The organism is Nocardiopsis sediminis (assembly GCF_042650565.1).
Taxonomy (GTDB): Bacteria; Actinomycetota; Actinomycetes; order Streptosporangiales; family Streptosporangiaceae; genus Nocardiopsis_B; species Nocardiopsis_B sediminis.
This window is the reverse complement of the sequence record NZ_JBHSBH010000003.1, coordinates 163,657-188,337: the sequence shown is the minus strand read 5'-3', so window position 1 is coordinate 188,337 and position 24,681 is coordinate 163,657. Positions and strand designations below refer to the sequence as shown.

The 24,681-nt window shown below is 74.4% G+C and carries 17 protein-coding genes; all 17 read left to right on the top strand.

The genetic code is table 11. From position 1 onward, the window contains the following. Positions 1 to 7: 7 nt before the first annotated feature. The 17 genes from ACFOVU_RS02245 (at position 8) to ACFOVU_RS02165 (ending at position 24,619) form a co-directional block, all read left to right on the top strand. Complete coding sequence (locus tag ACFOVU_RS02245; RefSeq protein WP_378529957.1) at positions 8 to 1,147, top strand: Gfo/Idh/MocA family protein; 1,140 nt, start codon at positions 8 to 10, stop codon at positions 1,145 to 1,147. A 32-nt stretch (positions 1,148 to 1,179) separates the two neighbouring features. Continuing rightward, positions 1,180 to 2,661: a sugar ABC transporter ATP-binding protein gene (locus ACFOVU_RS02240; RefSeq protein ID WP_378529956.1), complete on the top strand. Its 1,482-nt coding sequence runs from the start codon at positions 1,180 to 1,182 to the stop codon at positions 2,659 to 2,661. Further along, positions 2,658 to 3,764 carry an ABC transporter permease gene (locus ACFOVU_RS02235; protein ID WP_378529567.1) on the top strand — a complete coding sequence of 369 codons (1,107 nt, stop codon included), beginning with the start codon at positions 2,658 to 2,660 and terminating at the stop codon, positions 3,762 to 3,764. Before ACFOVU_RS02240 ends, ACFOVU_RS02235 begins: the two co-directional genes overlap by 4 nt. Further along, on the top strand, positions 3,761 to 4,801 hold the full coding sequence (locus ACFOVU_RS02230; RefSeq protein ID WP_378529566.1) for an ABC transporter permease: 1,041 nt from the start codon (positions 3,761 to 3,763) through the stop codon (positions 4,799 to 4,801). Before ACFOVU_RS02235 ends, ACFOVU_RS02230 begins: the two co-directional genes overlap by 4 nt. Before the next feature lie 13 nt (positions 4,802 to 4,814). Continuing rightward, the gene (locus tag ACFOVU_RS02225; RefSeq protein WP_378529565.1) at positions 4,815 to 6,020 is read left to right on the top strand and encodes a substrate-binding domain-containing protein; all 1,206 of its coding nucleotides are present in this window, start codon (positions 4,815 to 4,817) and stop codon (positions 6,018 to 6,020) included. Further along, positions 6,020 to 6,886, top strand: coding sequence for a sugar phosphate isomerase/epimerase family protein (locus ACFOVU_RS02220; RefSeq protein ID WP_378529564.1), 867 nt, complete (start codon positions 6,020 to 6,022; stop codon positions 6,884 to 6,886). Before ACFOVU_RS02225 ends, ACFOVU_RS02220 begins: the two co-directional genes overlap by 1 nt. 138 nt (positions 6,887 to 7,024) lie before the next feature. Then, positions 7,025 to 11,812 carry a ThuA domain-containing protein gene (locus ACFOVU_RS02215; RefSeq protein WP_378529563.1) on the top strand — a complete coding sequence of 1,596 codons (4,788 nt, stop codon included), beginning with the start codon at positions 7,025 to 7,027 and terminating at the stop codon, positions 11,810 to 11,812. Between the two features lie 554 nt (positions 11,813 to 12,366). Next, positions 12,367 to 12,999 carry a hypothetical protein gene (locus ACFOVU_RS02210; RefSeq protein WP_378529562.1) on the top strand — a complete coding sequence of 211 codons (633 nt, stop codon included), beginning with the start codon at positions 12,367 to 12,369 and terminating at the stop codon, positions 12,997 to 12,999. Between the two features lie 682 nt (positions 13,000 to 13,681). Continuing rightward, complete coding sequence (locus ACFOVU_RS02205; protein WP_378529561.1) at positions 13,682 to 14,863, top strand: inositol-3-phosphate synthase; 1,182 nt, start codon at positions 13,682 to 13,684, stop codon at positions 14,861 to 14,863. Positions 14,864 to 15,018: 155 nt separating this feature from the next. Next, positions 15,019 to 15,867, top strand: a complete 849-nt coding sequence (locus ACFOVU_RS02200) for an SCO3242 family prenyltransferase (RefSeq protein WP_378529560.1) — start codon at positions 15,019 to 15,021, stop codon at positions 15,865 to 15,867. Positions 15,868 to 15,976: 109 nt separating this feature from the next. After that, positions 15,977 to 16,858: a sugar phosphate isomerase/epimerase family protein gene (locus ACFOVU_RS02195; protein WP_378529559.1), complete on the top strand. Its 882-nt coding sequence runs from the start codon at positions 15,977 to 15,979 to the stop codon at positions 16,856 to 16,858. After that, on the top strand, positions 16,855 to 17,760 hold the full coding sequence (locus ACFOVU_RS02190; protein ID WP_378529558.1) for an EboA domain-containing protein: 906 nt from the start codon (positions 16,855 to 16,857) through the stop codon (positions 17,758 to 17,760). Before ACFOVU_RS02195 ends, ACFOVU_RS02190 begins: the two co-directional genes overlap by 4 nt. Further along, positions 17,760 to 18,644 (top strand): TatD family hydrolase, encoded by an 885-nt coding sequence (locus ACFOVU_RS02185; protein WP_378529557.1) that lies wholly within the window; start codon positions 17,760 to 17,762, stop codon positions 18,642 to 18,644. Before ACFOVU_RS02190 ends, ACFOVU_RS02185 begins: the two co-directional genes overlap by 1 nt. 4 nt (positions 18,645 to 18,648) lie before the next feature. Then, a complete protein-coding gene (gene eboE, locus ACFOVU_RS02180) occupies positions 18,649 to 19,818 on the top strand; it encodes a metabolite traffic protein EboE (RefSeq protein WP_378529556.1) in 1,170 nt (389 codons plus the stop codon). A gap of 121 nt (positions 19,819 to 19,939) precedes the next feature. Further along, positions 19,940 to 21,325, top strand: coding sequence for a nucleotide pyrophosphatase/phosphodiesterase family protein (locus ACFOVU_RS02175; protein WP_378529555.1), 1,386 nt, complete (start codon positions 19,940 to 19,942; stop codon positions 21,323 to 21,325). A 119-nt stretch (positions 21,326 to 21,444) separates the two neighbouring features. Continuing rightward, on the top strand, positions 21,445 to 22,449 hold the full coding sequence (locus tag ACFOVU_RS02170) for a sugar phosphate isomerase/epimerase family protein (RefSeq protein WP_378529554.1): 1,005 nt from the start codon (positions 21,445 to 21,447) through the stop codon (positions 22,447 to 22,449). 46 nt (positions 22,450 to 22,495) lie between these two features. Continuing rightward, on the top strand, positions 22,496 to 24,619 hold the full coding sequence (locus ACFOVU_RS02165; RefSeq protein WP_378529553.1) for a PQQ-dependent sugar dehydrogenase: 2,124 nt from the start codon (positions 22,496 to 22,498) through the stop codon (positions 24,617 to 24,619). The last annotated feature ends 62 nt before the right edge of the window (positions 24,620 to 24,681 follow it).

The following is a 24,681-nucleotide window of genomic DNA, read 5'->3' as shown; positions in this document are numbered from 1 at the left end:
CATGGCAGTGAGTCACATCACAGAACCGAGCGCGCCGCCGGAACCCGGTGCCGCGCAGCGGGGCGGCTACCGCGCCGCGGTCATCGGCACCGGGTTCATGGGACGGGTCCACGCCCGGGCCATCCGGGTGTCCGGCGGCCGGGTGGTCGGGGTCGCCGCGTCCACCCCCGAGAAGGCGGAGGCCGCTCTCGGCCCGCTGGGCGCCGAACGCGCCTACGCCGACGCAGCCGCCCTCATCGCCAGCGACGACGTCGATGTCGTGCACGTCTGCACGCCCAACCACCTGCACGCCCCGCTGTCACTGGCCGCCCTCGCCGAAGGCAAGCACGTCGTCTGCGAGAAGCCGCTGAGCACCGACGCGGACACCGCCGCCCGCATGGTCGCCGCGGCGGCCGACGCCGGCAGCGTCGCCACCGTCCCCTTCGTCTACCGCTTCCACCCGATGGTCCGCGAGGCCCGCGAGAAGGTCCGCTCGGGCGCGGTGGGGCGGATCACCCTGGCGCACGGCAGCTACCTCCAGGACTGGCTGCTGCGCCCCGGCGACGACAACTGGCGGGTCGACCCGCAGCTGGGCGGCCCCACGCGCGCCTTCGGCGACATCGGCTCGCACTGGTGCGACCTGCTGGAGTTCGTCACCGGCGACCGCATCGCCCGCGTGGCCGCGCAGACCTCCACCGTCAACGGCAGCCGCGGCTCGGACGGCGGCCGGCCCGTCGACACCGAGGACCTGGTCACCCTCCAGTTCACGACCCGCGCCGGCGTGGTCGGCGCCGCGGTGATCAGCCAGGTCTCGGCCGGGCGCAAGAACCGGCTGCTGCTGGAGGTCTCCGGCACCGAGATGACGCTCTCCTTCGACCAGGAGCAGCCCGAGCTCCTCTGGCAGGGCGGGCGCGAGCACAGCCGGCTGCTCATGCGCGACCCCGAGACGCTCAGCCCCGCCGCCGGGCGGCTGGCCCGCGTCCCGGCCGGCCACGCACAGGGCTACCAGGACTGCTTCGACGCGTTCGTGGCCGATACCCGCGACGCCATCGCCGGCGACACCCCCGACGGCCTCCCGGCCTTCGCCGACGGCCTGCGCGCCGCGCGCGTGGCCGAGGCCGTGCTGGCCTCGGCGCAGGAGGACACCTGGGTGGAGGTCGCCGAGTGAACAGCGCGCCCGCCGACGCCCCCCTGCTGCGCATGCGCGGCATCGGGAAGTCGTTCCTCGGGGTCGGCGTCCTCAGCGACGTCGACCTGGAGGTACGGGCGGGAGAGGTGCACGCGCTGGTCGGCGAGAACGGCGCCGGCAAGTCGACCCTGATGAAGATCCTGGCCGGGGTCCACCGGGCCGACGCCGGGACGGTCGAGCTGTCGGGGTCCGCGGTGTCCTTCGCCCACCCGGTGCAGGCCCAGCAGGCGGGGGTCTCCACCGTCTTCCAGGAGTTCAACCTGCTCCCGGAGCGCACCGTCGCCGAGAACGTGTACCTGGGCCGCGAGCCGCGCCGCCGCGGGGCGGTCGACGCCCGGCGGATGGCCGAGGACACCGCGCGGCTGCTCGAGGACCTCGGCCTGGGCGGGCTGTCCCCCGGCGCCCGGGTGCGCTCGCTGTCGGTGGCCGAGCAGCAGATCGTCGAGGTCGTCAAGGCGATGTCGCACGATGCCCGCATCATCTCCATGGACGAGCCCACCGCCGCGCTGGCCGACCACGAGGTCGACCTGCTCTACGGGCTGGTCCGGCGGCTGCGCGAACGGGGCGTGGCCGTGCTGTACGTGTCGCACCGGCTCAAGGAGATCTTCGACCTGTGCGACCGGATCACGGTCCTCAAGGACGGGCGGCGGGTCGACACCGTCGACACCGCCGCCACGACCTCCGACGACCTCATCCGGATGATGGTGGGCCGGCCGGTGAGCACCCTGTTCCCCGGCCCGGTCGAGGGCACCGCCCCCGGCCCGGTGCGGCTGGAGGTCACCGGCGGCGGCAACGACCGGCTCGACGGGATCGGGCTGAGTGTGCGCGGCGGCGAGATCGTCGGGCTGGCCGGCCTCCAGGGCAGCGGGCGCACCGAACTCGCCCACGCCCTGTTCGGCATCGACCGCTTCACCCGCGGGGAGCTGCGGGTCGACGGCCGGCGGGTCCGGCTGCGCTCCCCCAACCAGGCGGTGCGCGCCCGCATCGCGCTGGTCACCGAGGACCGCAAGGCCGAGGGGCTCGCCCTCAACCAGTCGGTGCTGGCCAACGGGCGGATGGTGCTCGACGCCGTCCGGCCCTCGGCCGCGCGGGCCGGCGCGCGCCGCCTGCCCGGGTTCTTCCGCTCGCTGGAGCTCGTCGCCCGCGACACCGGCCAGGAGGTCCGCTTCCTGTCGGGCGGCAACCAGCAGAAGGTCGTGCTCGCCAAGTGGCTGGCCACCGACCCCGCGGTCATGGTGCTCGACGAGCCCACGCGCGGCATCGACGTCGGCGCGAAGCGGGCCGTGTACACGCTCATCCGCGACCTCGCCAAGGCCGGTGTGGCGATCGTGCTCATCTCATCGGAGCTGCCCGAGGTGATCGGCCTCGCCGACCGCATCGTGGTGCTCCACGACGGCCGCATCGCCGGGGAGCTTCCCGGCGGAGCGGGCGAGGAGGACGTCATGACGCTGGCCACCGGCCACCACAACGGCGTGAGGAGGGCGGCCTCATGACGGCGGCCGGCACGGCGCGGCCGCGCCGCATCCCGCGGCTCGGCACCACCGGCATGGTCTACGCGGCGCTGGTGCTCATCGTCGCCGTCGGCGCCGCGCTGGCGGCGACCCGCGGGCACAACCTGCTGGGCACGGCCAACGTGGTCGACATGCTCACCCGGTCGAGCCTGCTCGGGTTCGTCGCGATCGGCCAGACCCTGGTCATCCTGTGCCGCTCGCTGGACCTGTCGGTGGGCTACGTCATGGCCCTGTGCAGCATCGTCGCCGCCACGACGATGGCCGGCGACCCGGCGCGCATCGGGCTGGGCATCGCCGCGGTCCTGGCGGTATCGGGGCTGATCGGCCTGGCCAACGGGCTGGTGGTCACCAAGCTCAAGGTGAACGCGTTCATCGCGACCCTGGGCATGGGCCTGATCATCAAGGGCTACCTCGACACGCAGTTCGCCGGTCCCGTGGGCGAGGTGCCCGCCGCGTTCCAGGCGTTCGGCTACACGCGCATCGGCTTCGTGCCGCTGTCGACCGCGGTGATGCTCGGGGTGGCGGTCGCGGCCGTCCTGTTCCTGCGCAGGACGCGGACCGGCTACCACATCTACGCGGTGGGCGGCGACGCCGACGTGGCGCGGATGTCGGGGATCCGGGTGGACCGGCCAGTCATCATCGCGCACGTCCTGTGCTCGATGGCCGCCGGGGCGGCGGGGCTGCTCATCGCCTCCCGGTTCGGCACCGGCAGCAGCCTCGTCTACTCCTCCGGCTACGACCTGGAGTCGATCGCCGCGGTCGTCCTCGGCGGCACCTACCTGATGGGCGGGAGCGGGGGCGCGGCCGGGACGGTCGCCGGGGTGCTGATCCTCGCGGTGCTCGACACGGTATTCAACATCATGGCCGTCGACCCGTTCTTCAAGGACGTCCTGCGCGGCGTCATCGTCATCGCCGCGGTGGCCATCTACGCCCGCCGGCAGTTCGCCCGCCCGCTCAGCCGGCCCCGGTTCGCCGGCGGCGGGGGCGGGAGCACAGCAGGGCCGCCGGGCCCGCAACCGCCCAGCGGCCCGGGCGCGGAGCAACAGCCACCACTGGAAGCGGCGCGGGAAGGGGGCCGGCCATGACGGGCACGGCCGTTCGGACGGGCCCCGGGGCCACGGCGCGCGACCTGGTGGGCCGGCTCGCGGGGGGCGGCAGCGGCACGGTCTTCGCGCTGCTCATCCTCATCTTCGCGGTCATCTTCACCCTCAACCCCTCCTTCGCGGCGCCGCCGTCGCTGCTCGCCTTCGTCAAGGCCGCCGCCCCCCTGGTGATCCTCGCCGCCGGGCAGTACCTGGTGATCGTCTCGGGCGAGCTCGACCTGTCGGTGGGCTCCCTCGTCGGCGCGCAGGTGGTGCTGGCGGCGGCGCTCATCGACGGCGAGGCGTCGCGGACGGTCCCGGTCATCCTGCTGATGATCGCCTTCGGGGCCGCCGTGGGCCTGGTCAACGGGCTGGTCACCACCCTGCTGAAGGTGCCCTCGATCATCACGACGCTCGGCACCATGCTGGTCCTCTACGGGGCGATCCGCCTGTGGACCGGCGGCGCGCCCACCGGCGCGCTGTCGGAGGAGTTCCGGCTGGCCGGCCGCGGCGGGATCGAGGGCCTGCCCCTCATCGGCCAGCTCCCCTGGGCGCTGCTCATCCTGCTGGCCGTCGGCGCCGCCGCGGTCGCGCTGATGCGCTCCCCCTTCGGGCGCACGCTCGTGGCCACCGGCGACAACGACACCGCCGCCGCGTTCTCGGGGGCGCGGGTGTGGCGGGTGCGCACCATGGCCTTCGTCGGCTCCAGCCTGCTGGCCACCCTCGCCGGGATCCTCATCGGCGGGTTCGCCGGGGTCACCGCCCAGGTCGGCGACGGGCTGGAGTTCGCGGCGATCACCGCCGTGGTGCTGGGCGGGGTCGTGCTGGGGGGCGGGCGCGGCACGGTCGTCGCCGCCATGGCCGGCGCGATCACCGTCGAGGCGCTGTTCACCCTGTTCAACCAGCTCAGTCTCCCGTCGACGATCCAGCCGACGGTCCAGGGCCTGATCATCATCGCCGCTGTCGCCTATGCGGCACGCGAGCGCTCACGACGAATTCCCGCACCGATCGAGGGGCCGCCCGCGGGCGGCCCCCGCTAGGAGGTCCGAGACGATGCGCATCCCCCGCGCCGCACTTGCCGGAGGCGCCGCCGTGAGCCTGCTGCTCATGACGGCCTGCACCACCGACACCCCCACCGACGCCGCCGCACCGGAGGAAAGCGCCTCCCCGGAGCAGGACTGGTTCGACGCCGAGGAGTACGAGACCCAGCTCGCCCAGCGCGACATCGAACCCGAGGGGCCCGAGGACGAGCCGTGGCTCCAGGCCATCGAGCCCGAGATGGTCGACACCGCCGAGTACCGGCTGGAGGGCGACGCCGCCGAGGAGCCCACCGTGTGCTTCTCCAACGCCTCGGTCTCCAACCCGTGGCGCGTGACCGGCTGGATCACCATGCAGCAGCAGGTGGAGGTGTTGCAGGAGAGCGGGGACATCGGCGAGTTCCGGGTCTCCGACGCCGCCGACGACGACAACCAGCAGATCTCCGACATCCAGGCGTTCGTCGACGCCGGCGACTGCGCCGCGATCATCGTCTCGCCCTCCACCACCGCCACCCTCACCCCCGCTGTCGAGGCGGCCTGTGAGAGCGGGGCGCCGGTCATCGTCTTCGACCGCGGCGTCAACACCGACTGCGCCGTCACCTTCATCCACCCCATCGGCGGCTACGCCTACGGGGCCGACGCCGCCGAGTTCCTGGTGGACGAGCTGGAGCCGGGCTCCACCGTCCTGGCGCTGCGCATCCTGCCCGGGGTGGACTCGCTGGAGCACCGCTGGGCCGCCGCCCAGCAGGTCTTCGGCGACAGTGAGCTGGAGGTCCTGGGCTATGAGTTCACCGAGGGCGACGGCGCCCAGATCAAGGACCTGGTCACCCAGCACCTCCAGCGGGGCCCGGTCGACGGCATCTGGATGGACGCCGGCGACGGCGCCGTCGCCGCCCTGGAGGCGTTCGAGGACGCCGGGCAGCCCTACCCGGTGATCTCCGGCGAGGACGAGCTGAGCTTCATGCGCAAGTGGCAGGAGGAGGACCTCACGGCGCTGGCCCCGGTGTACTCCAACTTCCAGTGGCGCACGCCCATCCTCGCCGCCGACCGGATCCTCGACGGCGAGGAGGTCCCCCAGGAGTGGGTGCTCCCGCAGAACCCGGTCACCGAGGCCGAGCGGGACGACTACCTGGACCGCAACGCCGACATGCCGAGCCTGCACTACGCCCAGTTCGGCGGCGAGGACCTGCCCGGGTTCCCCGAAGCCTGGCAGGACCGCTGATGCGGCGCGCGCTGGGCGTCAACACCTGGGTGTGGACCTCGCCGCTGACCGACACGGGGCTGGAGCGGCTGGCCCCGCGCATCCGCGACTGGGGGTTCGACACCGTCGAGCTCCCCGTGGAGGACATCGGCGACTGGACGCCCGCGCGCGCGGCCCGGCTTCTCGACGGCCTCGGCCTGTCGGCCACGGTGACCCTGGTGATGGGCGCCGGACGCGAACTCGTGGCCACCGACCCCGCGACCGCGGCGGCCACCCGCGACTACCTGTGCCGGGTGGCCGACGCCGCCGCCGAGGTGGGCTCCCCGGTCATCGCCGGGCCCGCCTACGCGTCGGTTGGCCGCACCTGGCGGCTGACGCCCGGACAGCGGAGCGCCTGCTATGCCGAGCTGGCCGAGAACCTGGCCCCGGTGGTCGAGCACGCCTCGGCCGCCGGGGTGCGGGTGGCGGTGGAACCCCTCAACCGCTACGAGACCAGCCTGCTGAACACGGTCGACCAGGCGCTCACCGCCCTGGCGGGGCTGCCCGCCGAGGGCTGCGGCCTGGCCCTGGACCTCTACCACATGAACATCGAGGAGACCGACCCCGCCGCCGCGATCCGCCGCGCCGCCGGCCGGATCGCGCACGTGCAGGTGTGCGCCAACGACCGGGGCGCGCCCGGCGCCGACCACCTGGACTGGCCCGCCATCCTTGCGGCCCTGGACGACAGCGGGTACACCGGCCCGCTGGTGATCGAATCCTTCACCGCGGAGAACGCGGCCATCGCCACGGCGGCGTCCATCTGGCGCCCCCTCGCGCCCACCCAGGACGCGATCGCCGTGGACGGCCTCGCGTTCCTGCGCCGACTGCACCACCAGGAGGACGGGTGATGCCCAGCATGTGATCCGCACGGGATTCCCCCCGGGCGGGAACGGCGCCCCAGGACGCCGCGACCGCCTGCCCGTCGGCGCCGGCACGCCGCACGGATGACCCTTTCCCACGTCTTCCCGACCGGTGAGGTTTCTTCCATGAGCGCACGCTTGCGACGCCTGCGATCACTCGGCGCCGTACTCATCTCCTGTCTGCTCCTGTTCGCCCTGGCCCCCGCCGTCGCCAACGCCGACACCGGCGACGAGCCCGAATTCCGCGCCCTGCTGTTCACCAAGACGGCGGGCTACCGGCACGAATCCATCCCCGCGGGCATCGCCCTGTTCGAACGGCTCGCGGCCGATAACAACTTCGCGATCGAGCACACCGAGGACTCCGCGGTCTTCAACGACGCCGACCTGGCCACCTACGACGTCGTCATCATGTTCCAGACCTCCGGCATGGTCTGGGAGGACGACGCCCAGCGCCAGGCGATCCAGGACTACGTCGAGGGCGGGGGCGGAATCGCGGCCGTCCACAACGCCACCGACATGGGCATCGAGAACGACTTCCCGTGGTGGGACGACCTGGTCAACGCCGGCGCCCACATGCCCACCCACTCCCCCGGGGTGCTGCCCGGGACCGCCAAGGTCGCCGACCGGGTCCACCCCTCCACCCAGGGCCTGCCGGCCGTCTGGGAGCGCGAGGAGGAGTGGTACAACTTCGACGTCAACGTGCGCGGCGACGTCCAGGTCCTGGTGACCGCCGACGAGTCCACCTACGACCCCGGCCCCGACGCCATGGGCCACGACCACCCCATCTCCTGGTGCCGCGACGTCGACGGCGCACCGATCTGGGCGACCTCGATGGGCCACCCCACGGCCGCCTACAGCGAGCCGGAGTTCATCGACCACCTGCTCGGCGGCGTGCGCAGCGCGGCGGGCGTGGTCGAGGCCGACTGCGGCGGCACCGTCTGGGACAACTACGAGAAGGTGTCGCTGGACACCGAGACCTACGACCCCATGGGGCTGGCCGTCGCCGATGACGGGCGCGTGGTCTACGTGCAGCGGCAGGGCCAGGTGCGGGTGTTCGACCCGGCCACCAACCTCAGCACCACCATCGGCACCCTCGACGTCTACACCGGCGGCGAGGACGGCCTGGTGGGGGTCGCGCTCGATCCGGGCTTCGCCGAGAACGGGCACCTGTACCTGTACTACGCGCCGGCGAGCGGGGACGATACCGACCCGGCGAACATGGTCAACCGCGTCTCGCGTTTCACCGTCACCGACGACGGCACCCGGCTCGACCCGGAGTCGGAGTCGGTCCTGCTGGAGATCCCGGCGCTGCGCGTGAACGAGCCCGGCCACACGGGCGGCGACCTGGAGTTCGGCCCCGACGGCGACCTCTACATCGGGGTCGGCGACGACACCAACCCCTTCGCCTCCGACGGCTACTCCCCCATCGACGAGCGGCCGGGCCGCGAGCCGTGGGACGCCCAGCGCACCTCGGCCAACACCGCCGACCTGCGCGGCAAGGTCCTGCGCATCACCCCGCAGGACGACGGCACCTACACCGTGCCCGAAGGCAACCTGTTCAACGGCGGCGCCTGGGACCACCTCTTCCCCGGCGGCACCTACGACCCGGAGCTGGCCCGGCCCGAGATCTACGCCATGGGCTTCCGCAACCCCTTCCGGTTCACCGTCGACCCGGTCAGCGGCGACCTGCTCGTCGCCGACTACGGGCCCGACGCCAACGCCGGCGACCCCGAACGCGGGCCCGAGGGCCTGGTGGAGTGGGCGTCGGTCAGCGAGCCCGGCAACTTCGGCTGGCCCTACTGCCACGGGCCCAACCTGCCCTACCGCGACTACGACTTCGCGACCGGCACCTCCGGCGACGCCTTCGACTGCGAGGCGCCGGTCAACGAATCGCCCAACAACACCGGCCTCACCGAGCTGCCGCCGTCGGTGCCCCCGGGCTTCCACTACGGCTACGGGCCCTCCGAGGACTGGCCGGAGCTGGGCGAGGGGCCGGCGGCGCCGATGGCCGGCCCGGTCTACCGCTACGACCCCGACCTCGAATCCAACCGGAAGTTCCCCGCCTACCTCGACGGCAAGAACCTCTTCTACGAGTGGGGCCGCAACTACATCAAGGAGGTCGGGCTCGACGACGAGGGCGGTGTCCTCGACGTCACGGCGTTCCTGCCCGACATGGAGTTCGACCAGCCGATGGACATGGAGTTCGGTCCGGACGGCGCCCTCTACCTGCTGGAATGGGGGGCCGGGTTCGGCACCGGCGGCGACTCCGGGCTCTACCGCATCGACTACACGGGCGGGGTGAAGTACCCGGTCGCGGTCGCCTCCGCCGACCCCGACAGCGGCGGCGCCCCGCTGGAGGTGCGGTTCTCCTCCGAAGGCAGCCACCACCCCGACCCCGGGGAGACCATCGCGCTGAGCTGGGACTTCGGTGACGGCTCCACGTCGACCGAAGCGAACCCGGTGCACACCTACACCGAGGCCGGCAACTACACCGCCCAGCTCACCGCCACCGACTCCGCGGGGCTCACATCGACCGCCAACGTCGCCGTCTCGGTCGGCAACACCCGGCCCGAGGTGGAGATCTCGCTGCCGCCCGACGGCGGGCTGTTCGAGTTCGGCGATGACGTGGAGGCCGAGGTCACCGTCACCGACGCCGAGGACGGGTCGACCGAGGACGGCGGCATCGACTGCGCCGACGTCACCATCACCGCGTCCCTGGGCCACGACGAGCACGCCCACCTGGTCGACCAGTTCACGGGGTGCGAGGCCACGGTGCCCACGCTCGCCGACGACGGGCACGGCGCCGAGGCCAACCTCTACTACGTGATCGCCGCGGAGTACACCGACAGCGGAGGGGCCGACGGCGCGGTCGCGCCGCTGACGGGCCGCGCCGAGGCGCTGCTCCAGCCCAAGCGCAAGCAGGCCGAGCACTACACCGCGGCCGAGGGGGTGAGCACGGCGCCGACCACCGACATCGAGGGCGGCGGCGTGCACCTGACGGGCATCGACGACGGCGACCACGTCGCCTATGCGCCGATGAGCCTGAGCGGGATCGACGACCTCACCTTCCGGGTCGCCTCCGGCGGGACGGGCGGGTCCATCGAGGTCCGCGCGGACGCCCCCGACGGAGAGCTGCTGGGCACCGCCGAAGTGGCGCCCACCGGAGGGTGGCAGACCTGGGACGACGTCACCGTCGACGTCACCGACCCCGGGCGCACCGTCGACCTGTACCTGGTGTTCAACGGGGCCGGAGCCGACCTGTTCACCCTCAACTTCATCGAGTTCGGCGGGCGGGGCGTCGCGGTCGACAGCCGGCCGCGGGTCACCCTGACCTCGCCGGAGAACGGGACGGCCTATGACAGCGGGGCCACGGTGGAGCTGTCCGCCGAGGCCACCGACGAACTGCACGACATCGAGAAGGTCGAGTTCCTCTCCGGGTCGACGGTGATCGGCGAGGACACGGAGGCCCCCTACGAGCTGGAGTGGGCCGCCCCCGACGGCCGCCACGAGATCCGGGCCCGCGCGACCAGCGACACCGGGGCCACCCGGGACTCGCGCCGGGCGGGGATCGTCGTCGGCGGCGACGCGGTGCGTCCGCCCTGGACGACCCACGCGACCGGCGAGGCCGAGTTCGCGCAGTACGGGGACGACGCCTGGACCATCGAGGCCGACGGCGCCGACATGTGGCAGGCCACCGACGAGTACGGGGCCGTCTTCCAGCCGGACGCGGCGGGCGAGGCGTTCACCGCGACCGTGCGGGTGGACGCGCTGGATGCGGCGCATCCGCGCGCCAAGGCGGGGATCGTCGTCCGCGAGGACATGACCCTGCCCGGGCAGTCGCCGGGCTACGTGGCCGTGACCACGACCGGCGGCGACGGGCCGGAGATGCTGTGGGACGCCGACGGCGACGGTCAGCTGGAGTCGTCGCAGTTCGGCGCGGCCGACGCCGGGCGTCCGCTGTGGCTCCGGCTGGAGCGCGACGGCGAGACCTTCACCGGGTCCTACTCCACCGACGGCGAGGAGTTCACGGAGGTCGAGCAGGCCACCGTGGCGGCGGCACCGGCGCAGCTCGACATCGGCATGGCGGCGACCGCCCACTCCACGGAGGAGACGGCCCGCGCCGAGTTCTCCGGCTTCCGGCTCGACAGCGGGCCCGAAGGGGAGGTCCCGGCCGTCACGGCGACGACCGACCCGGGCGAGCCGGACGGCGCCGAGGGCTGGTACACCTCGCCGGTCACGGTGACGCTGGCGGCCGACGACCCCGAAGCCGGGATCGAGTACCGCCTCGACGACGGCGAGTGGACGGGCTACGACGCGCCGGTCACGGTCGACCAGGACGGCGAGCACACCGTGGAGTACCGCGCCGGCAACGACGCGGGCACCTCGGAGACCGGGTCGCTGGAGCTGCGCGTCGACACCTCCGCCCCCGAGGTCGCCGTCACCGGTGTGGACGACGGCGGCGCCTACAGCGTGCGCGACGCACTCGAGGTCGAGGCGTCGGCACAGGACGAGACATCGGGCGTCGCGTCGGTGGCGCTCGCGCTCGACGGAGAGGAGATCGCATCGCCCGCGTCGCTCGATCGCCTGGAGCCCGGTGAGCACACGCTCACCGCGCAGGCCACCGACACCGCGGGCAACACCGGGGAGGCCGCGGCGGCCTTCGAGATCACGGTGACCTACGAGGAGGCCGGAGAGATCATCGACGGCTACCGCGAGGAGGGGCTGCTCAGCCGCGCCCAGGCGGAGCGGCTGCACGCCCACCTGGACACCGCCGAGGACTCCGCCGAAGGCGGCAGGACGGCCCAGGCTCGCAGCGCCCTGGACCGGTTCGACACGACAGCGGAGGGCGTCGACGACGACGCCGCCCGGTCGATGCTCCTGGCCGTGTCCGAAGCCCTGAGGACCGACCTCTAGCCAGGCGGGGAGCCCGCCCGCCGCGGGCTCCCCGCGCCCTCCCGCCCGCCCCTCCGGGGCGGGCGGGAGGGATCCCGACGACGAGCACCGGCCGTTAACACGGCCGCAACAACAGAACGTGACCGAGCGAACGCAAAACGATGGGCACACCCGGGGACCTCAGGGTCCCCGGCCGGACGGGGAGACGGGACAGGCAGGACAGACCGGACAGGCAGGGGAGACGGGACAGGCAGGTGGACCCGCCGCAAGGCGGGGCCGTGGTGCGGCCCGGCCGCACGGAGAGGGGTGGCGACATGGGAGCTCGATCAACGGACACCGGCACGACACCGACCGACCCGGCCGGCGGACCGCCCACCACACGCAAGCCGGGCCGCCGCCCGGCCAGAACCGGCGGGTCCCCGAAGCCTGAGGGGACCGGCAAGACGGCCGGGTCCGCCCGCGCAGCCGGATCCCGCAGGGCCGGCGGCTCCGGCAAGGCAGGCGCAGGCGGATCCGCCGCGCCCGCGACGGCGACGCCGGGCCGGGGGCCGGGCGCGTGGCGTGTCGCGGCGGCCGTGCTCGGGTGCCTGGCCGTCGCGGCCGGGGTCGTTGCGGCGATCGTGCTGACCCGCGAGCCGCCCCCGGGCCCCGATCCCGAACGCGTCGCCGAGCTGGAGGCGTCGGAGGACGCGCAGAACGTGGCGCAGGTCGAGGAGCTGGTCGAGCAGACCCGCACCGCCCACGACGACCTGGTGCCGGTGCTCGAAGGGCTCGACACGGCACTGCCCGCCGCCGGGGCGGCGGCCCCCGCGGACGGCCCCGGCGGTGATGAGGTGGCGGGCTGGCGTTCGACGGTCGACGACGTGGCCGAGACCTTCCAGGCCTCGCCCTCGGGCGACACCGGCCACAACGTCGCCCGCGGCGGTCTGCGCAGCGCGGTCGAGCTGCTGGCGTCCTCGGTGGAGGTCTACCAGAGCGCGGAGGACGCCGACGGCGACCAGCGCGACCACCTGCTGGAGGTCGCCGGCGACCTGCGCACCCAGGCGGTGCGCGCCTGGTCGGTCGCCGCGACCCAGCTCGACGTCGTCGCGGTCGAGGCGGGCCACGGCCACGTCCACATCTTCCTGCCCGCCCAGCCGGGCAGCGAGGCCCTCATCCCCGACTCCGCCCCCGAGGGCACCGACGCCCGCGAGGAGCCGACCTCATGACCCCCACGCACCCCTCCCCGGCACTGGCAGCGGGCCTCGCCGGGCGCCCGCCCCTCCCCACACCGATGGTCGTCCGCGCGCTACCGCACACCGCCGGGAGCATGACCGCGCCCGCGGCCGAAGAGAGCACGATGGCGGCCCTCTGCCGCCGCATCCGGCCCCCACGCTCCGCGCAGCATCACCCGGCCCGCCACTTCCAAGGCGTCGCCGGCCTCGGGCGCGACCTCTGTGACGGCCCTCCCGCCCTCAAGGCAGCACACCTCACCACGCGCCTCTCCCGGGCCTCCGCGGTCGGCAGCGCTGCGCCGCTGCACCGCGCGCCCTTCTGTCTCCCGGACTCCACCACCCAGGCCCGGGGCTCCGATCCGGTCCCCCACGCGGCCGCAACGGCCACCGCATCGGTGCGTCCCAGAGGGGACTTGCCGCTGTCGCGGCACCTCCATGCGTGTCCGCCGGACGCTGAGCGGCCGACCGGCGGCGCAGCGCGCTCGACCGGGCGCCGGGCGGTTCCGGTCGGTGCCACGGCTTCGGGAGGCGGCCGGACCGCCGAGGGCGGGATGCGCCGCCGGGGCACCCGCCCCGGAGACGGGACGCGGCCCCACCGGCGGCGAGACGGGGCGATCCTCCCGGGGGTCTTCGCCTCGATCGATCAGGGCGGTACAGCACGGCAAGGAGGCTCGGCATGAACGGCCGTATCGGTGTTTGGTTCATCGGCGCGCGGGGGTCCGTCGCCACAACGACGGTCGTGGGGGCCCTTGCCATCGGCGCGGGGGCGGCCGGGCGCACCGGGTGCGTCGCCGACCTTCCCGGGCCCGATGCGGCCGGGGCGCCGGATATCTCGGACCTGGTCTTCGGCGGGCACGACGTCACCGCCACCACGCTGCCCAAGCGCGCCGAGGCGCTGGCCCAGGCCGGCGTGGTCCCCGCGCACCTGCCCGCCGCCGTCGTCGACGGCCTCGCGGACGTCGACGCCCGGATCCGGCACGGCGTCCTCGCCGACCACGGGCCGCAGCGGGCCTCGGCCGACCGGATCGAGGCCGACCTTCGCGAGTTCCGGTCCGCCAACGAGCTCGACCGGGTCGTGGTCATCGACATCTCCAGCACCGAGCCGCCCCTAAGCGCCGCGGCCACCGCCGCAACGGCGTCGCCGGACGCGCTGGAGGCCGCGCTGGACGGCCCCGTCCCCGTGCTCCCCGCGAGCTGCCTCTACGCCTACGCGGCGTTCCGCGCCGGATGCGCCTACGTCGGGTTCACCCCCAGCCCCGGGCCGCGCCCGGATGCGATCGCCGCGCTCGCCGCCACCCGGGGCCTTCCCTGGGCGGGATCCGACGGCAAGACCGGCGAGACACTGCTGAAGAGTGCACTCGCACCGATGTTCGCGACCCGCGCGCTGCGGGTGCGCTCCTGGTCGTCGGTCAACCTGCTCGGCGGCGGCGACGGAGAGACCCTGGCCGACCCGGCGAACGCCGACAGCAAGACGGCGTCCAAGGCCCACGGCCTGCCGCAGATGCTCGGCCACGCCGTCGACGGCCCCCTGCACATCGACTACGTCCCGGACATGGGCGACGCCAAGACGGCCTGGGACCACATCTCGTTCGAGGGGTTCCTCGGCACCCGGATGACGCTCCAGTTCACTTGGGCGGGCATCGACTCCGCACTCGCCGCCCCACTGGTGCTGGACCTGGCGCGGCTGGTCGCGCGGGCCCACGAGGCCGGCGAGGCGGGCCCGCTGCCGGCGCTCGGGTTCTTCTTCAAGGACCCCGCGGGCACCGACGAGCACCGCCTCGCCGCGCAGTGGGACGCCCTGGTCGCGTGGTGCGCCCGCCTGGGCTCCACGACGGGCGGGACGGGGGTGACACCGTGACAGGCGCACGGCGGAACACGGAACGCGGCCGGCCGCGCCGCGGTACGGGGGACGGGCTCCCCGGGCCCCGGCGACTCCGTGGCACGGAGGGCTCCGCACCCGAGTCCCGGCGGCGCACGGGCCGCGCGCCGCGGTGGCGCGACCTCGTCGAGCTCGTGCGGCTTCCCGCCGCCCTCACCGTGCCCGGCGACACGCTCGCCGGCGCCGCGGCAGCGGGGTGGCCGCTCGGCCGGCGCACCTACGCGCTGCCGGTCGCCTCCGCCTGCCTGTACTGGGCGGGGATGGCGCTCAACGACTACGCGGACCGCGAGCTCGACGCCGTCGAGCGCCCCGAGCGCCCCATCCCCTCGGGCCGGGTGCGCCCGGGCGAGGCGCTGGCCCTGGCCGCGGGCCTGACCGCGGCGGGCGTCGCGGTGGCCGGTGCAGCGGGCGGCCGCCGGTCCGCGGGGACGGCGACCGCGCTGGCGGCCGCGGTGTGGGGCTACGACCTGGTTCTCAAGCCGACCCCGCTGGGTCCGCCGGGGATGGCGGCCACCCGCGCGCTCGACGTCCTCCTGGGCGCGGGGCCCCGTCCGCGCGCGGCGGCCCTGCCCGCTGCCGCGATGGCCGTCCACACCCTCGGGGTGACCACGCTGAGCCGTGGCGAGGTCCACGGCGGCTCCCGCGCCACCGCGGGCACCGCCCTGGCCGCCACGGCCACCGCGGCCCTGCTCGCGGCGTCCCCCGTCCACCGCGGCGCCGGCCGCCGCGTGCACGAACCCACCGTCGCGGCCACCGCCCTGTTCGCCACCCGATTCGCCTCGGCGGTGGGGGCTGCACAGGCCCGGGCGGCCAGCGACCCCCGGGCCGACACCGTGCGCTCGGCCACGGGGGCGGGCATCCACGGCATGATCCCGCTCCAAGCGGCCCTCATCGCCCGAACGGGGGCCCTGGCCCCCGCTGCCGTCCTGCTCGCCGCCACCCCCGTGGCGGCGGCCGCGTCGAAGGTGGTGTCGCCGACGTGAGACCGCCGACCCACACCCTGATAACCGCGCTCCCGGCCAAGGCCCGGGCCGTCCCGGTGTTCCCGCGCGGCGCAGGGGCGCCGATCCATCCCCGCGGAAGGGGGGCGGCATGACCCTGCGCCTGGGCTACGGGAGCAACGGGTTCGGCGACCACCGGCTCGACGATGCGCTCGCGATCATCGCCGACCTCGGCTACGAGGGCGTGGCCCTGACCCTGGACCACCCGCACCTCGACCCCTTCGCGCCCGATGCCGCCGCTCGCACCGCCGCGATTGGTGCGCGCCTGGCCGAGCTGGACCTGGCCGTGGTCATCGAGACCGGCGCCCGCTACCTGCTGGACCCGTGGCACAAGCACGAACCGACTCTCGTCTCCGGCACCGGCCGCGACCGGCGGGTGGAGCTGCTGCGGCGGGCCGTGCGGATCGGGGCCGATCTCGGCGCCGAGGCCGTCTCGTTCTGGTCGGGCATCCTGCCGCCCGGCGTCTCCCCCGCCACGGGGTGGGACCGGCTCACCTCCGGAGTGGCGGATGTCCTCGACGAAGCGGAGCGCGCCGGCGTGGTCTGCGCGTTCGAACCCGAGCCCGGAATGTTCGCCGCGACCCTCGCCGACGTCGCCGAGCTGCGCCGCCGCCTGGGCGACCCGGACCGGCTGCGGGTGACGGTCGACATCGGGCACTGCGTCTGCAACGAGCCGCTGCCCGCACCCGAGGCGGTCCGCCGCACGGGGGCGCTGATCGCCAACGTTCAGCTGGACGACATGCGGCCGGGCGTCCATGAGCACCTGGAGTTCGGCGACGGCGAGATCGACCTGCCCGGAGTCCTGGGCGCGCTGCTGGACACCGGCTACACCGGGCTGGCGTCGGTCGAACTCCCGCGTCACGGCCACGCCGCCCCGGCGGTCGCGGCCCGGTCACTGGCCGCCCTGCGCTCGGCGCTGCACCAGGCCGGCGACCGGGAGCGGGCCTCGGCGAGGAAGGGGGAGGCAGGATGACGCCGGAGGAGAGCGCGCGGGCCCCGCTGGACGGGGAAGCGCGCGGACGGCTGGATGCGCTGGCGCGCGAGATCGGCGGCGATCCGCGGCGGATCGCCGTGGTGTTCCCCGCTGCGGCCCGCCGGGTCGCACGGGGACCGGGGCCCAGCGGGGACCCCGACGGCATCGCCGGGCCGACGCTCGACGACCTCGTCCGCGGGGAACTGCTCGTGGCGCTGCGCGACGCCGTGCCGCCCGGCCGGCTCGCCGACGAGGTCGACGCCCTCTACCGGTTCGGCGACGCCGACGAGAAGCGGGCGGTCCTGCGCGCGCTGCCGCACCTCGGTGACGGGGTCCGCGCGGTCCCGCTGCTCGCCGACGCGCTGCGCAGCAACGACCCGAGGCTGATCGCCGCCGCCGTGGGCACCCCGGCCGCAGCGCGGCTGGACGCCGCCGCGTGGCGGCAGGCGATCCTGAAATGCCTGTTCACCGAGGTCCCCCTCTCCGGGGTGTGGGGGCTGCGCGAACGCGCCGACACCGACGCCGAGCTCGCCCGCATGGTCGCCGACTTCGCCGCCGAAAGGGCCGCCGCCGGCCGCATCGTGCCCGCGGACACGACCCCACTCCTGGCGGCCCACCCGGGCCCGCGGGCCGCCGTCGAGCGCCTGGGCCGAGCCACTGCCGCGCGTCCGAAGGACGGCCCGCTCCCCGCAGCGCCGGCCTCGCGTCCGCTCGGCGCACCGGGCGACGGCGGTCCCAGCACCCAGGACCCCGATGCCGCCGAATCCACGGCCGGCCCGCCGAGCACCGCCCGGCCCTCCGGCCGTGCGGCCGACCCGCCCCCCGGCAGGGCGGACACCGCCACCGGCCCCTTGACGGCCGCCGAGCACAGCGGTCCGGACGATCCCCTGAAGGAGGCGTGATGCGCATCTTCGACCCGCACATCCACATGCAGTCCCGCACCACCGACGACTACCAGCGGATGCACTCCGCAGGTGTGCGCGCGATCGTCGAGCCCGCGTTCTGGCTGGGGCAGCCGCGGACCGGGGTGGGGTCCTTCGTGGACTACTTCGACGCGCTCGTCGGCTGGGAACGCTTCCGCGCCGCGCGGTTCGGGATCCGGCACCACTGCGCGATCGCGCTCAACCCCAAGGAGGCCAACGACCCCCGCTGCGCCGGCGTCTTGGAGGTGCTCCCCCGCTACCTGGCCAAGGACGGGGTGGTCGCGGTCGGCGAGGTGGGCTTCGACTCCCAGACCGCCGAGGAGGAGAAGGCGTTCCGGTACCAGCTCGACCTGGCCGCCGACCACGGGCTGCCGGTCCTCGTGCACACCCCGCACCGCGACAAGGCCGCCGGCACCCGGCGCACGCTGGAGCTGGTCGCCGCCTCCGGCCTGCCCCCGGAGATGGTCCTGGTCGACCACCTCAACGAGACCACCGTCGCCATGGTCGACGACGCCGGCTGCACGCTGGGCTTCTCCATCTACCCCGACACCAAGATGGACCCGGTCCGCATGGTGCGCATCCTCGCCGAGCGCGGCCTGGAGCGCGTGGTGGTCAACTCCGCGGCCGACTGGGGGCACAGCGACCCGCTGAGCACCGCGCACACCGGCCGGGAGATGCTCGCCGCCGGGTTCGGCGAGGACGACGTCGACCGGGTGCTGTGGCGCAACCCGGTGGAGTTCTTCGGCCGCAGCGGGCGGCTGCTGCTCGCCGACGACGGCGACGACGCCGCCCCCGACCTCTCCGCCACCTACGCGGGCAACTCGATCCTGCGCGGCGCCCGCCCCGGCCCCGGGGAGGTGTGACCCGATGCGCCTGCGCCACCCCGACGGGACCGTGGTCCACCTCGCCTACTGCACCAACGTCCACCCCGCCGAGGACCTCGACGGCCTGATCGCACAGATCCGCACCTACGGCGGGGGCATCCGCGCCGCTCTGGACGCCGACCGGCTCGGCCTGGGGCTGTGGCTGCCCGCCCCCGCGGCCGCCGGCCTGGCCCGCGACCCGCGCGGGGCCGCCCGGTTGCGCGCCGCCCTCGACGCCGCCGGATGCGAGGTGGTCACGCTCAACGCGTTCCCCTACTCCGGCTTCCACGCGCCGACCGTGAAGCACGACGTCTACCACCCCGACTGGACCGAGCGCGCACGCCTGGACTACACGCTGGACTGCGCACGGGTGCTGGCGCGCATCATGCCCGACGACGCCGTCCGCGGCAGCATCTCCACCGTCCCCCTGGCGTGGCGCACCCCGTGGTCGCCGGGCCGGCACCGTGCCGCCCGCGACCACCTCGACCGGCTGGCCGAGGGCCTGTCCGCGGTGGCGGAGGCGGAGGGGCGGACGATCCGGGTGGGCCTGGAGGGCGAGCCCGGCTGCATCGTGGAGACCACCGCGCAGGCCGCATCCCTGCTGGCCGGGCTGCCCGGCGACCGGCTGGGCGTCTGCCTGGACACCTGCCATCTCGCCGTCGCCTTCGAGGAGCCCGGCGCCGCGCTGGACCGGCTGGGCGCGGCCGGGCTGCCCGTGGTCAAGCTCCAGGCGTCGGCGGCGGTCGAGGCGGCCCGCCCCGATGAGCCCGCAACCCGCGCGGCCCTCGCGGCGTTCGCCGAGGACCGCTTCCTGCACCAGGTGCGCGAGCACGCCGGCGGCGCGGCCACGGCGCGCGACGACCTGCCCGACGCCCTCGCCGGCGAGGCCCCGCTGCCAGGCGAGGGGCCGTGGCGGGTGCACTTCCACGTCCCCGTGCACGCGCCCCCGGCCGAGCCCCTGCGCGGCACCGGCGACCACCTGACCGCCACCCTCGGCCGCGTCTTCGGCGGCCCCGCCGCACTCACCGACCACGTCGAGGTCGAGACCTACACCTGGTCGGTACTCCCGCCCGCACAGCGCCCCGAGGGTCCCGAGGGCCTGATCGCCGGGATCGCCGGCGAGATCGCCTGGACCCGGGACCGCCTGACCGCCCTCGGCCTGGAGGCCCTATGACCGCGACCGCTCCCCAGCCCCGAGTCCCCTGGCGGCCGGGCCGCGCCCCGTCCGTCTCCGCGACCGCCGCACCCCCGCCCACCCCCGGTGGCGGCCGGGGGCCGTTCCCCAGGAGGTCCGCATGACACGACGGCTGCTCGTGATCGACGTCGTCGGGCTGACGCCCCGCCTGCTCGCCCACGCCCCCCGCCTGCGCGCCCTCGCCGACGAGGGCTGGCGGGCGCCGCTGGACACCGTGCTCCCGGCGGTCACCTGCCCGGTCCAGTCGACGTTCCTCACCGGGGCCCTGCCGCGCGACCACGGCATCGTCGGCAACGGGTGGTACTTCCGCGACCTCGGCGAGGTCATGCTGTGGCGGCAGCACAACCGCCTCGTCGGCGGCGAGAAGGTGTGGGAGACCGCCCGCCGGCACCGGCCCGGGTTCACCGCCGCCAACGTGTGCTGGTGGTATGCGATGGGCGCGTCCACCGACTGGACCGTCACCCCGCGCCCCGTCTACCACGCCGACGGCCGCAAGTCCCCCGACTGCTACGCCCGCCCGCCCGCGCTGCACGACGAGCTGACCGCGGAGCTGGGCCCGTTCCCCCTGTTCCAGTACTGGGGGCCGACCGCGTCGCTGGCCTCCACCTCCTGGATCGTGGCCGCCACCCGGCGGCTGCTCCCCCAGGCCGACCTGACCCTCTGCTACGTCCCCCACCTCGACTACGACCTCCAGCGGCACGGCCCCGACTCCGCGCAGGCCCTGGCGGCGGTGCGCGACGTCGACGCGGCGCTGGCCCCCCTCCTGGACGACGCGCGCGACCTGGGCGCCGAAGTCCTGGTGCTCAGCGAGTACGGGATCTCCCGCGCCCACCGGCCCGTGCACATCAACCGGGCGCTGCGCGAGGCCGGCCTGCTGGAGGTCTACACCCAGCACGGCATGGAGTACCTGGACCCGTGGGCGTCGCGCGCGTTCGCGGTCGCCGACCACCAGGCCGCGCACGTCTACGTCGCCGACCCGGCCGACGTCGCCCACGTCGCCCGGCTGCTCGCCGGCCTGCCCGGTGTGGACCTGGTGCTCGACCGCGCCGCCCAGGCCGATCACGGCCTCGACCACGCCCGCTCCGGGGAGCTGGTGGCGGTCGCCGCCCCCGGCGCGTGGTTCACCTACTACTACTGGCGCGACGACGCCCGGGCCCCCGACTTCGCCCGCGGGGTGGAGATCCACCGCAAGCCCGGCTACGACCCCGCCGAGCTGTTCCTCGACCCCGCCGACCCGGCCGTGAAGGCGCGCGCCGCACTCGGGCTGGCCAAGAAGAAGCTTGGGCTCCGCTACGCGATGAACGTGGTCCCGCTGGAGGCCGACTGGGTGCGCGGCACCCACGGCCGCCTGCCCGACGACCCCGACGACGGCCCCGTGGTGCTGTGCACCGACCGCGCCGAGGCGCGCGACCGCATGGCCGCCACCGATGTCCGCGACCTGATGCTCGGTCTCGTCGGTGTGCCGGCACCGGCGAGGCCGGCCTGACCCGCCCGGCCCTCGCGGCCCGGCCCCGCCCCTGCCCCCGACACCGGCCGACCGCCCCCTCCCCCGACCACCGACCACCGACCACCGACCACCACCCCATCCCTGGAGGTAGCACGACCATGGCCCGACCGATCACCCTCTTCACCGGACAGTGGGCGGACCTGCCGTTCGAGGAAGTGTGCCGGCTGGCGTCGTCCTGGGGCTACGACGGCCTGGAGATCGCCTGCTGGGGCGACCACCTGGACGTCCGCCGGGCCGCCGCCGACGACGCCTACGTCAAGGAGAAACTCGCGACACTGCACCGGCACGGGCTCAAGGTGTGGGCGATCTCCAACCACCTCACCGGCCAGGCCGTCTGCGACGACCCCATCGACCTGCGCCACCAGGACATGCTGCCGTCCCGCATCTGGGGCGACGGCGAGCCCGAGGGGGTGCGCTCCCGCGCCGCCGAGGAGATGAAGCTGACCGCCCGCGCCGCCGCCCGCCTGGGGGTGTCGACCGTGGTCGGGTTCACCGGCTCCTCGATCTGGAAGTACGTGGCGATGTTCCCGCCGGTCCCCGCCTCGGTCATCGAGGACGGCTACGCCGACTTCGCCGCCCGCTGGAACCCCATCCTCGACGTGTTCGACGAGGTCGGCGTGCGCTTCGCCCACGAGGTGCACCCCTCGGAGATCGCCTACGACCACTGGACCACCGAGCGCACCCTCGAGGCGATCGGGCACCGTCCCGCGTTCGGGCTGAACTGGGACCCCAGCCACATGGTGTGGCAGGACATCGACCCGGCCGCCTTCCTGTGGGACTTCCGCGACCGGATCTACCACGTGGACTGCAAGGACACCCGCCGCCGGACCGGCAACGGGCGCAACGGCCGCCTCGGCTCCCACCTGCCCTGGGGCGACCCGCGCCGCGGGTGGGACTTCGTGTCCACCGGCCACGGCGACGTGCCCTGGGAGGACTGCTTCCGCACCCTCAACAGCATCGACTACCAGGGCCCCATCTCCGTCGAGTGGGAGGACGCCGGAATGGACCGGCTCACCGGCGCCGCCGAGGCCGTCCGGTTCGTCCGCGCCAACGCGTTCGACCCGCCCGAATCGTCCTTCGACTCCGCGTTCGGCTCTGAGTGACGGAAAACCACGATCGGCCCCTGCGCCGACCGCTGAAGGGAACACCATGAACAGACGCGCCGGCCTCGCGGCGGGGGCCGCGACCGCCGTCCTCGTCCTGCTCGCATCGCCCACCCCTGCGCTGGCGGACCCCGCCGACGGCGCCCCGCCCGAGGACCTGTTCCAGAAGGTCACCCTCAACGACACCCCGGGCGAGCCCATCGACCTCGCCGTACTGCCCGACGACCGGGTGCTGCACACCACGCGCGACGGCCAGGTGTGGCTGCACGACCCCGAGACCGGGCAGAACACCGTGGCCGCCGAGCTCGACGTGTACAGCCACGACGAGGAGGGGTTGCAGAGCATCGCCCTCGACCCCGACTTCGGGCAGCGCGGCGGCCGGTCCGACTGGGTCTACCTGTACTACGCGCCGCCGATGGACACGCCCGAGGACGACCCCGCCACGCCCGACGTCAACGAGGGCGACGCGCCCATCACCGGCACGCCCGAGGACTTCGCCCCGTTCGACGGGGTGGTGCGGCTGTCCCGGTTCCGCTTCGCCGACGGCGAGATCGACCTGTCCAGCGAGCAGCAGATCCTGGACGTGCCGCAGAACCGCGGCATCTGCTGCCACGTCGGCGGCGACATCGTCTTCGACGACGACGGCCTGCTCTACCTGTCCACCGGGGACGACACCAACCCGTTCTCCTCGGGCGGCTACACCCCCATCGACGAGCGCCCGGACTCCAACCCCGCCTTCGACGCCCAGCGCACCGCGGCCAACACCGCCGACCTCCGCGGCAAGGTGCTGCGCATCGACGTCCAGCGCGACGGGTCCTACACGATCCCCTCCGGGAACCTGTTCCCCGAGGGCACCGAGGACACGCGCCCGGAGATCTACGTGATGGGGCTGCGCAACCCGTTCCGGATCGAGCTGGACCGCAATACCGGGGACCTGTTCGTCGCCGACTACTCGCCCGACGCCCCCGAGGCGGACCCCGCCCGCGGCCCGGCCGGCCACGGCCAGTGGGCCGTGGTGCGCGAGCCCGCCAACTTCGGCTGGCCCTACTGCGTGACACCGAACATGCCCTACATCGACTACGACTTCGCCACCGGGGAGTCGGGCGAGGCGTTCGACTGCGCGAACCCCGTCAACGAGTCCCCGCGCAACACCGGCCTGACCGAGCTGCCGCCGGTGGCCCAGCCGCAGGTCTGGTACGGCGAGAACGAGTCGGAGGAGTTCCCCGAGCTCAGCACGGGCGGCATCGGGCCGATGGCCGGGCCCGCCTACGACTTCGACGTGCGCAACACCCGGGGCCGCACCGCCGTGGGCTGGCCCGAGTACTACGACGGCATCCCGCTGTTCCACGAGTTCACCCGCGACTACGTGAAGGGCTTCCGCCTCGACGGCGACGGCGGCCTCGCCGGCATCGAGCCGGTGCTGCCCTCGTTCGTCTTCGACAACCCGATGGACATCGAGTTCGGGTCCAACGGGGCGCTCTACGTCCTGGAGTACGGCGACGGCTACTTCGCGGAGAACCCCGACGCGCAGCTGTCGCGGATCGACTACATCGGCAGCGACGGCAACCACTCGCCCGTGCCGCAGGTCGAGGCGAGCGCGACCAACGGGCAGGCCCCGCTGGCGGTGGACTTCTCCAGCGAGGGCACCGAGGACCCCGACGGCGACCGGCTCCGCTACGAGTGGCACTTCGACGACGACGGCGAAGTCGACTCCCGCGAGCCCAACCCCTCGCACACGTTCACCGAGAACGGCTTCTACAACGTGGCGCTCAAGGTGACCGACCCGCGCGGCCGGTCGGCGTCCGCGTCGGTGGACGTGGTGGTCGGCAACACGGCGCCTGAGGTGACCCTGGTGCGGCCGGCGGACGGCGACACGTTCTCCTTCGGCGACGCCGTGCCCTTCGAGGTGGAGGTGGCCGACGACCAGGAGGTGGACTGCAACCTGGTCACCGTCACCTACATCCTCGGACACGACGACCACGGCCACCCGCAGACGACGTCGAGCGGCTGCACCGGCACGATCCAGACGTCCGACCCCGAGGGCCACGACCCCGAGCACGACAACCTCCGGGGCGTCTTCGTCGCCTCCTACACCGACCCCGGCGGCGACGGCCTGCCTCCGCTGACCGGCACCGACGAGGCCGTGCTCGAGCCCGTGACGACTCCCTGACACCGACATCGACGACCCGCGCCGCGTGGGCGCCCGGCCGGCCCGCCGTGAACGGGCCGGCC

What these genes read in the sequence shown, in the direction of transcription:
- ACFOVU_RS02240 (WP_378529956.1), top strand. Translation starts at nt 1,180, where the DNA reads ATGCGCGGCATCGGGAAGTCGTTCCTCGGGGTCGGCGTCCTCAGCGAC.
- ACFOVU_RS02235 (WP_378529567.1), top strand. Translation starts at nt 2,658, where the DNA reads ATGACGGCGGCCGGCACGGCGCGGCCGCGCCGCATCCCGCGGCTCGGC.
- ACFOVU_RS02230 (WP_378529566.1), top strand. Translation starts at nt 3,761, where the DNA reads ATGACGGGCACGGCCGTTCGGACGGGCCCCGGGGCCACGGCGCGCGAC.
- ACFOVU_RS02225 (WP_378529565.1), top strand. Translation starts at nt 4,815, where the DNA reads ATGCGCATCCCCCGCGCCGCACTTGCCGGAGGCGCCGCCGTGAGCCTG.
- ACFOVU_RS02220 (WP_378529564.1), top strand. Translation starts at nt 6,020, where the DNA reads ATGCGGCGCGCGCTGGGCGTCAACACCTGGGTGTGGACCTCGCCGCTG.
- ACFOVU_RS02215 (WP_378529563.1), top strand. Translation starts at nt 7,025, where the DNA reads ATGAGCGCACGCTTGCGACGCCTGCGATCACTCGGCGCCGTACTCATC.
- ACFOVU_RS02205 (WP_378529561.1), top strand. Translation starts at nt 13,682, where the DNA reads ATGAACGGCCGTATCGGTGTTTGGTTCATCGGCGCGCGGGGGTCCGTC.
- ACFOVU_RS02195 (WP_378529559.1), top strand. Translation starts at nt 15,977, where the DNA reads ATGACCCTGCGCCTGGGCTACGGGAGCAACGGGTTCGGCGACCACCGG.
- ACFOVU_RS02190 (WP_378529558.1), top strand. Translation starts at nt 16,855, where the DNA reads ATGACGCCGGAGGAGAGCGCGCGGGCCCCGCTGGACGGGGAAGCGCGC.
- ACFOVU_RS02185 (WP_378529557.1), top strand. Translation starts at nt 17,760, where the DNA reads ATGCGCATCTTCGACCCGCACATCCACATGCAGTCCCGCACCACCGAC.
- eboE (WP_378529556.1), top strand. Translation starts at nt 18,649, where the DNA reads ATGCGCCTGCGCCACCCCGACGGGACCGTGGTCCACCTCGCCTACTGC.
- ACFOVU_RS02175 (WP_378529555.1), top strand. Translation starts at nt 19,940, where the DNA reads ATGACACGACGGCTGCTCGTGATCGACGTCGTCGGGCTGACGCCCCGC.
- ACFOVU_RS02170 (WP_378529554.1), top strand. Translation starts at nt 21,445, where the DNA reads ATGGCCCGACCGATCACCCTCTTCACCGGACAGTGGGCGGACCTGCCG.
- ACFOVU_RS02165 (WP_378529553.1), top strand. Translation starts at nt 22,496, where the DNA reads ATGAACAGACGCGCCGGCCTCGCGGCGGGGGCCGCGACCGCCGTCCTC.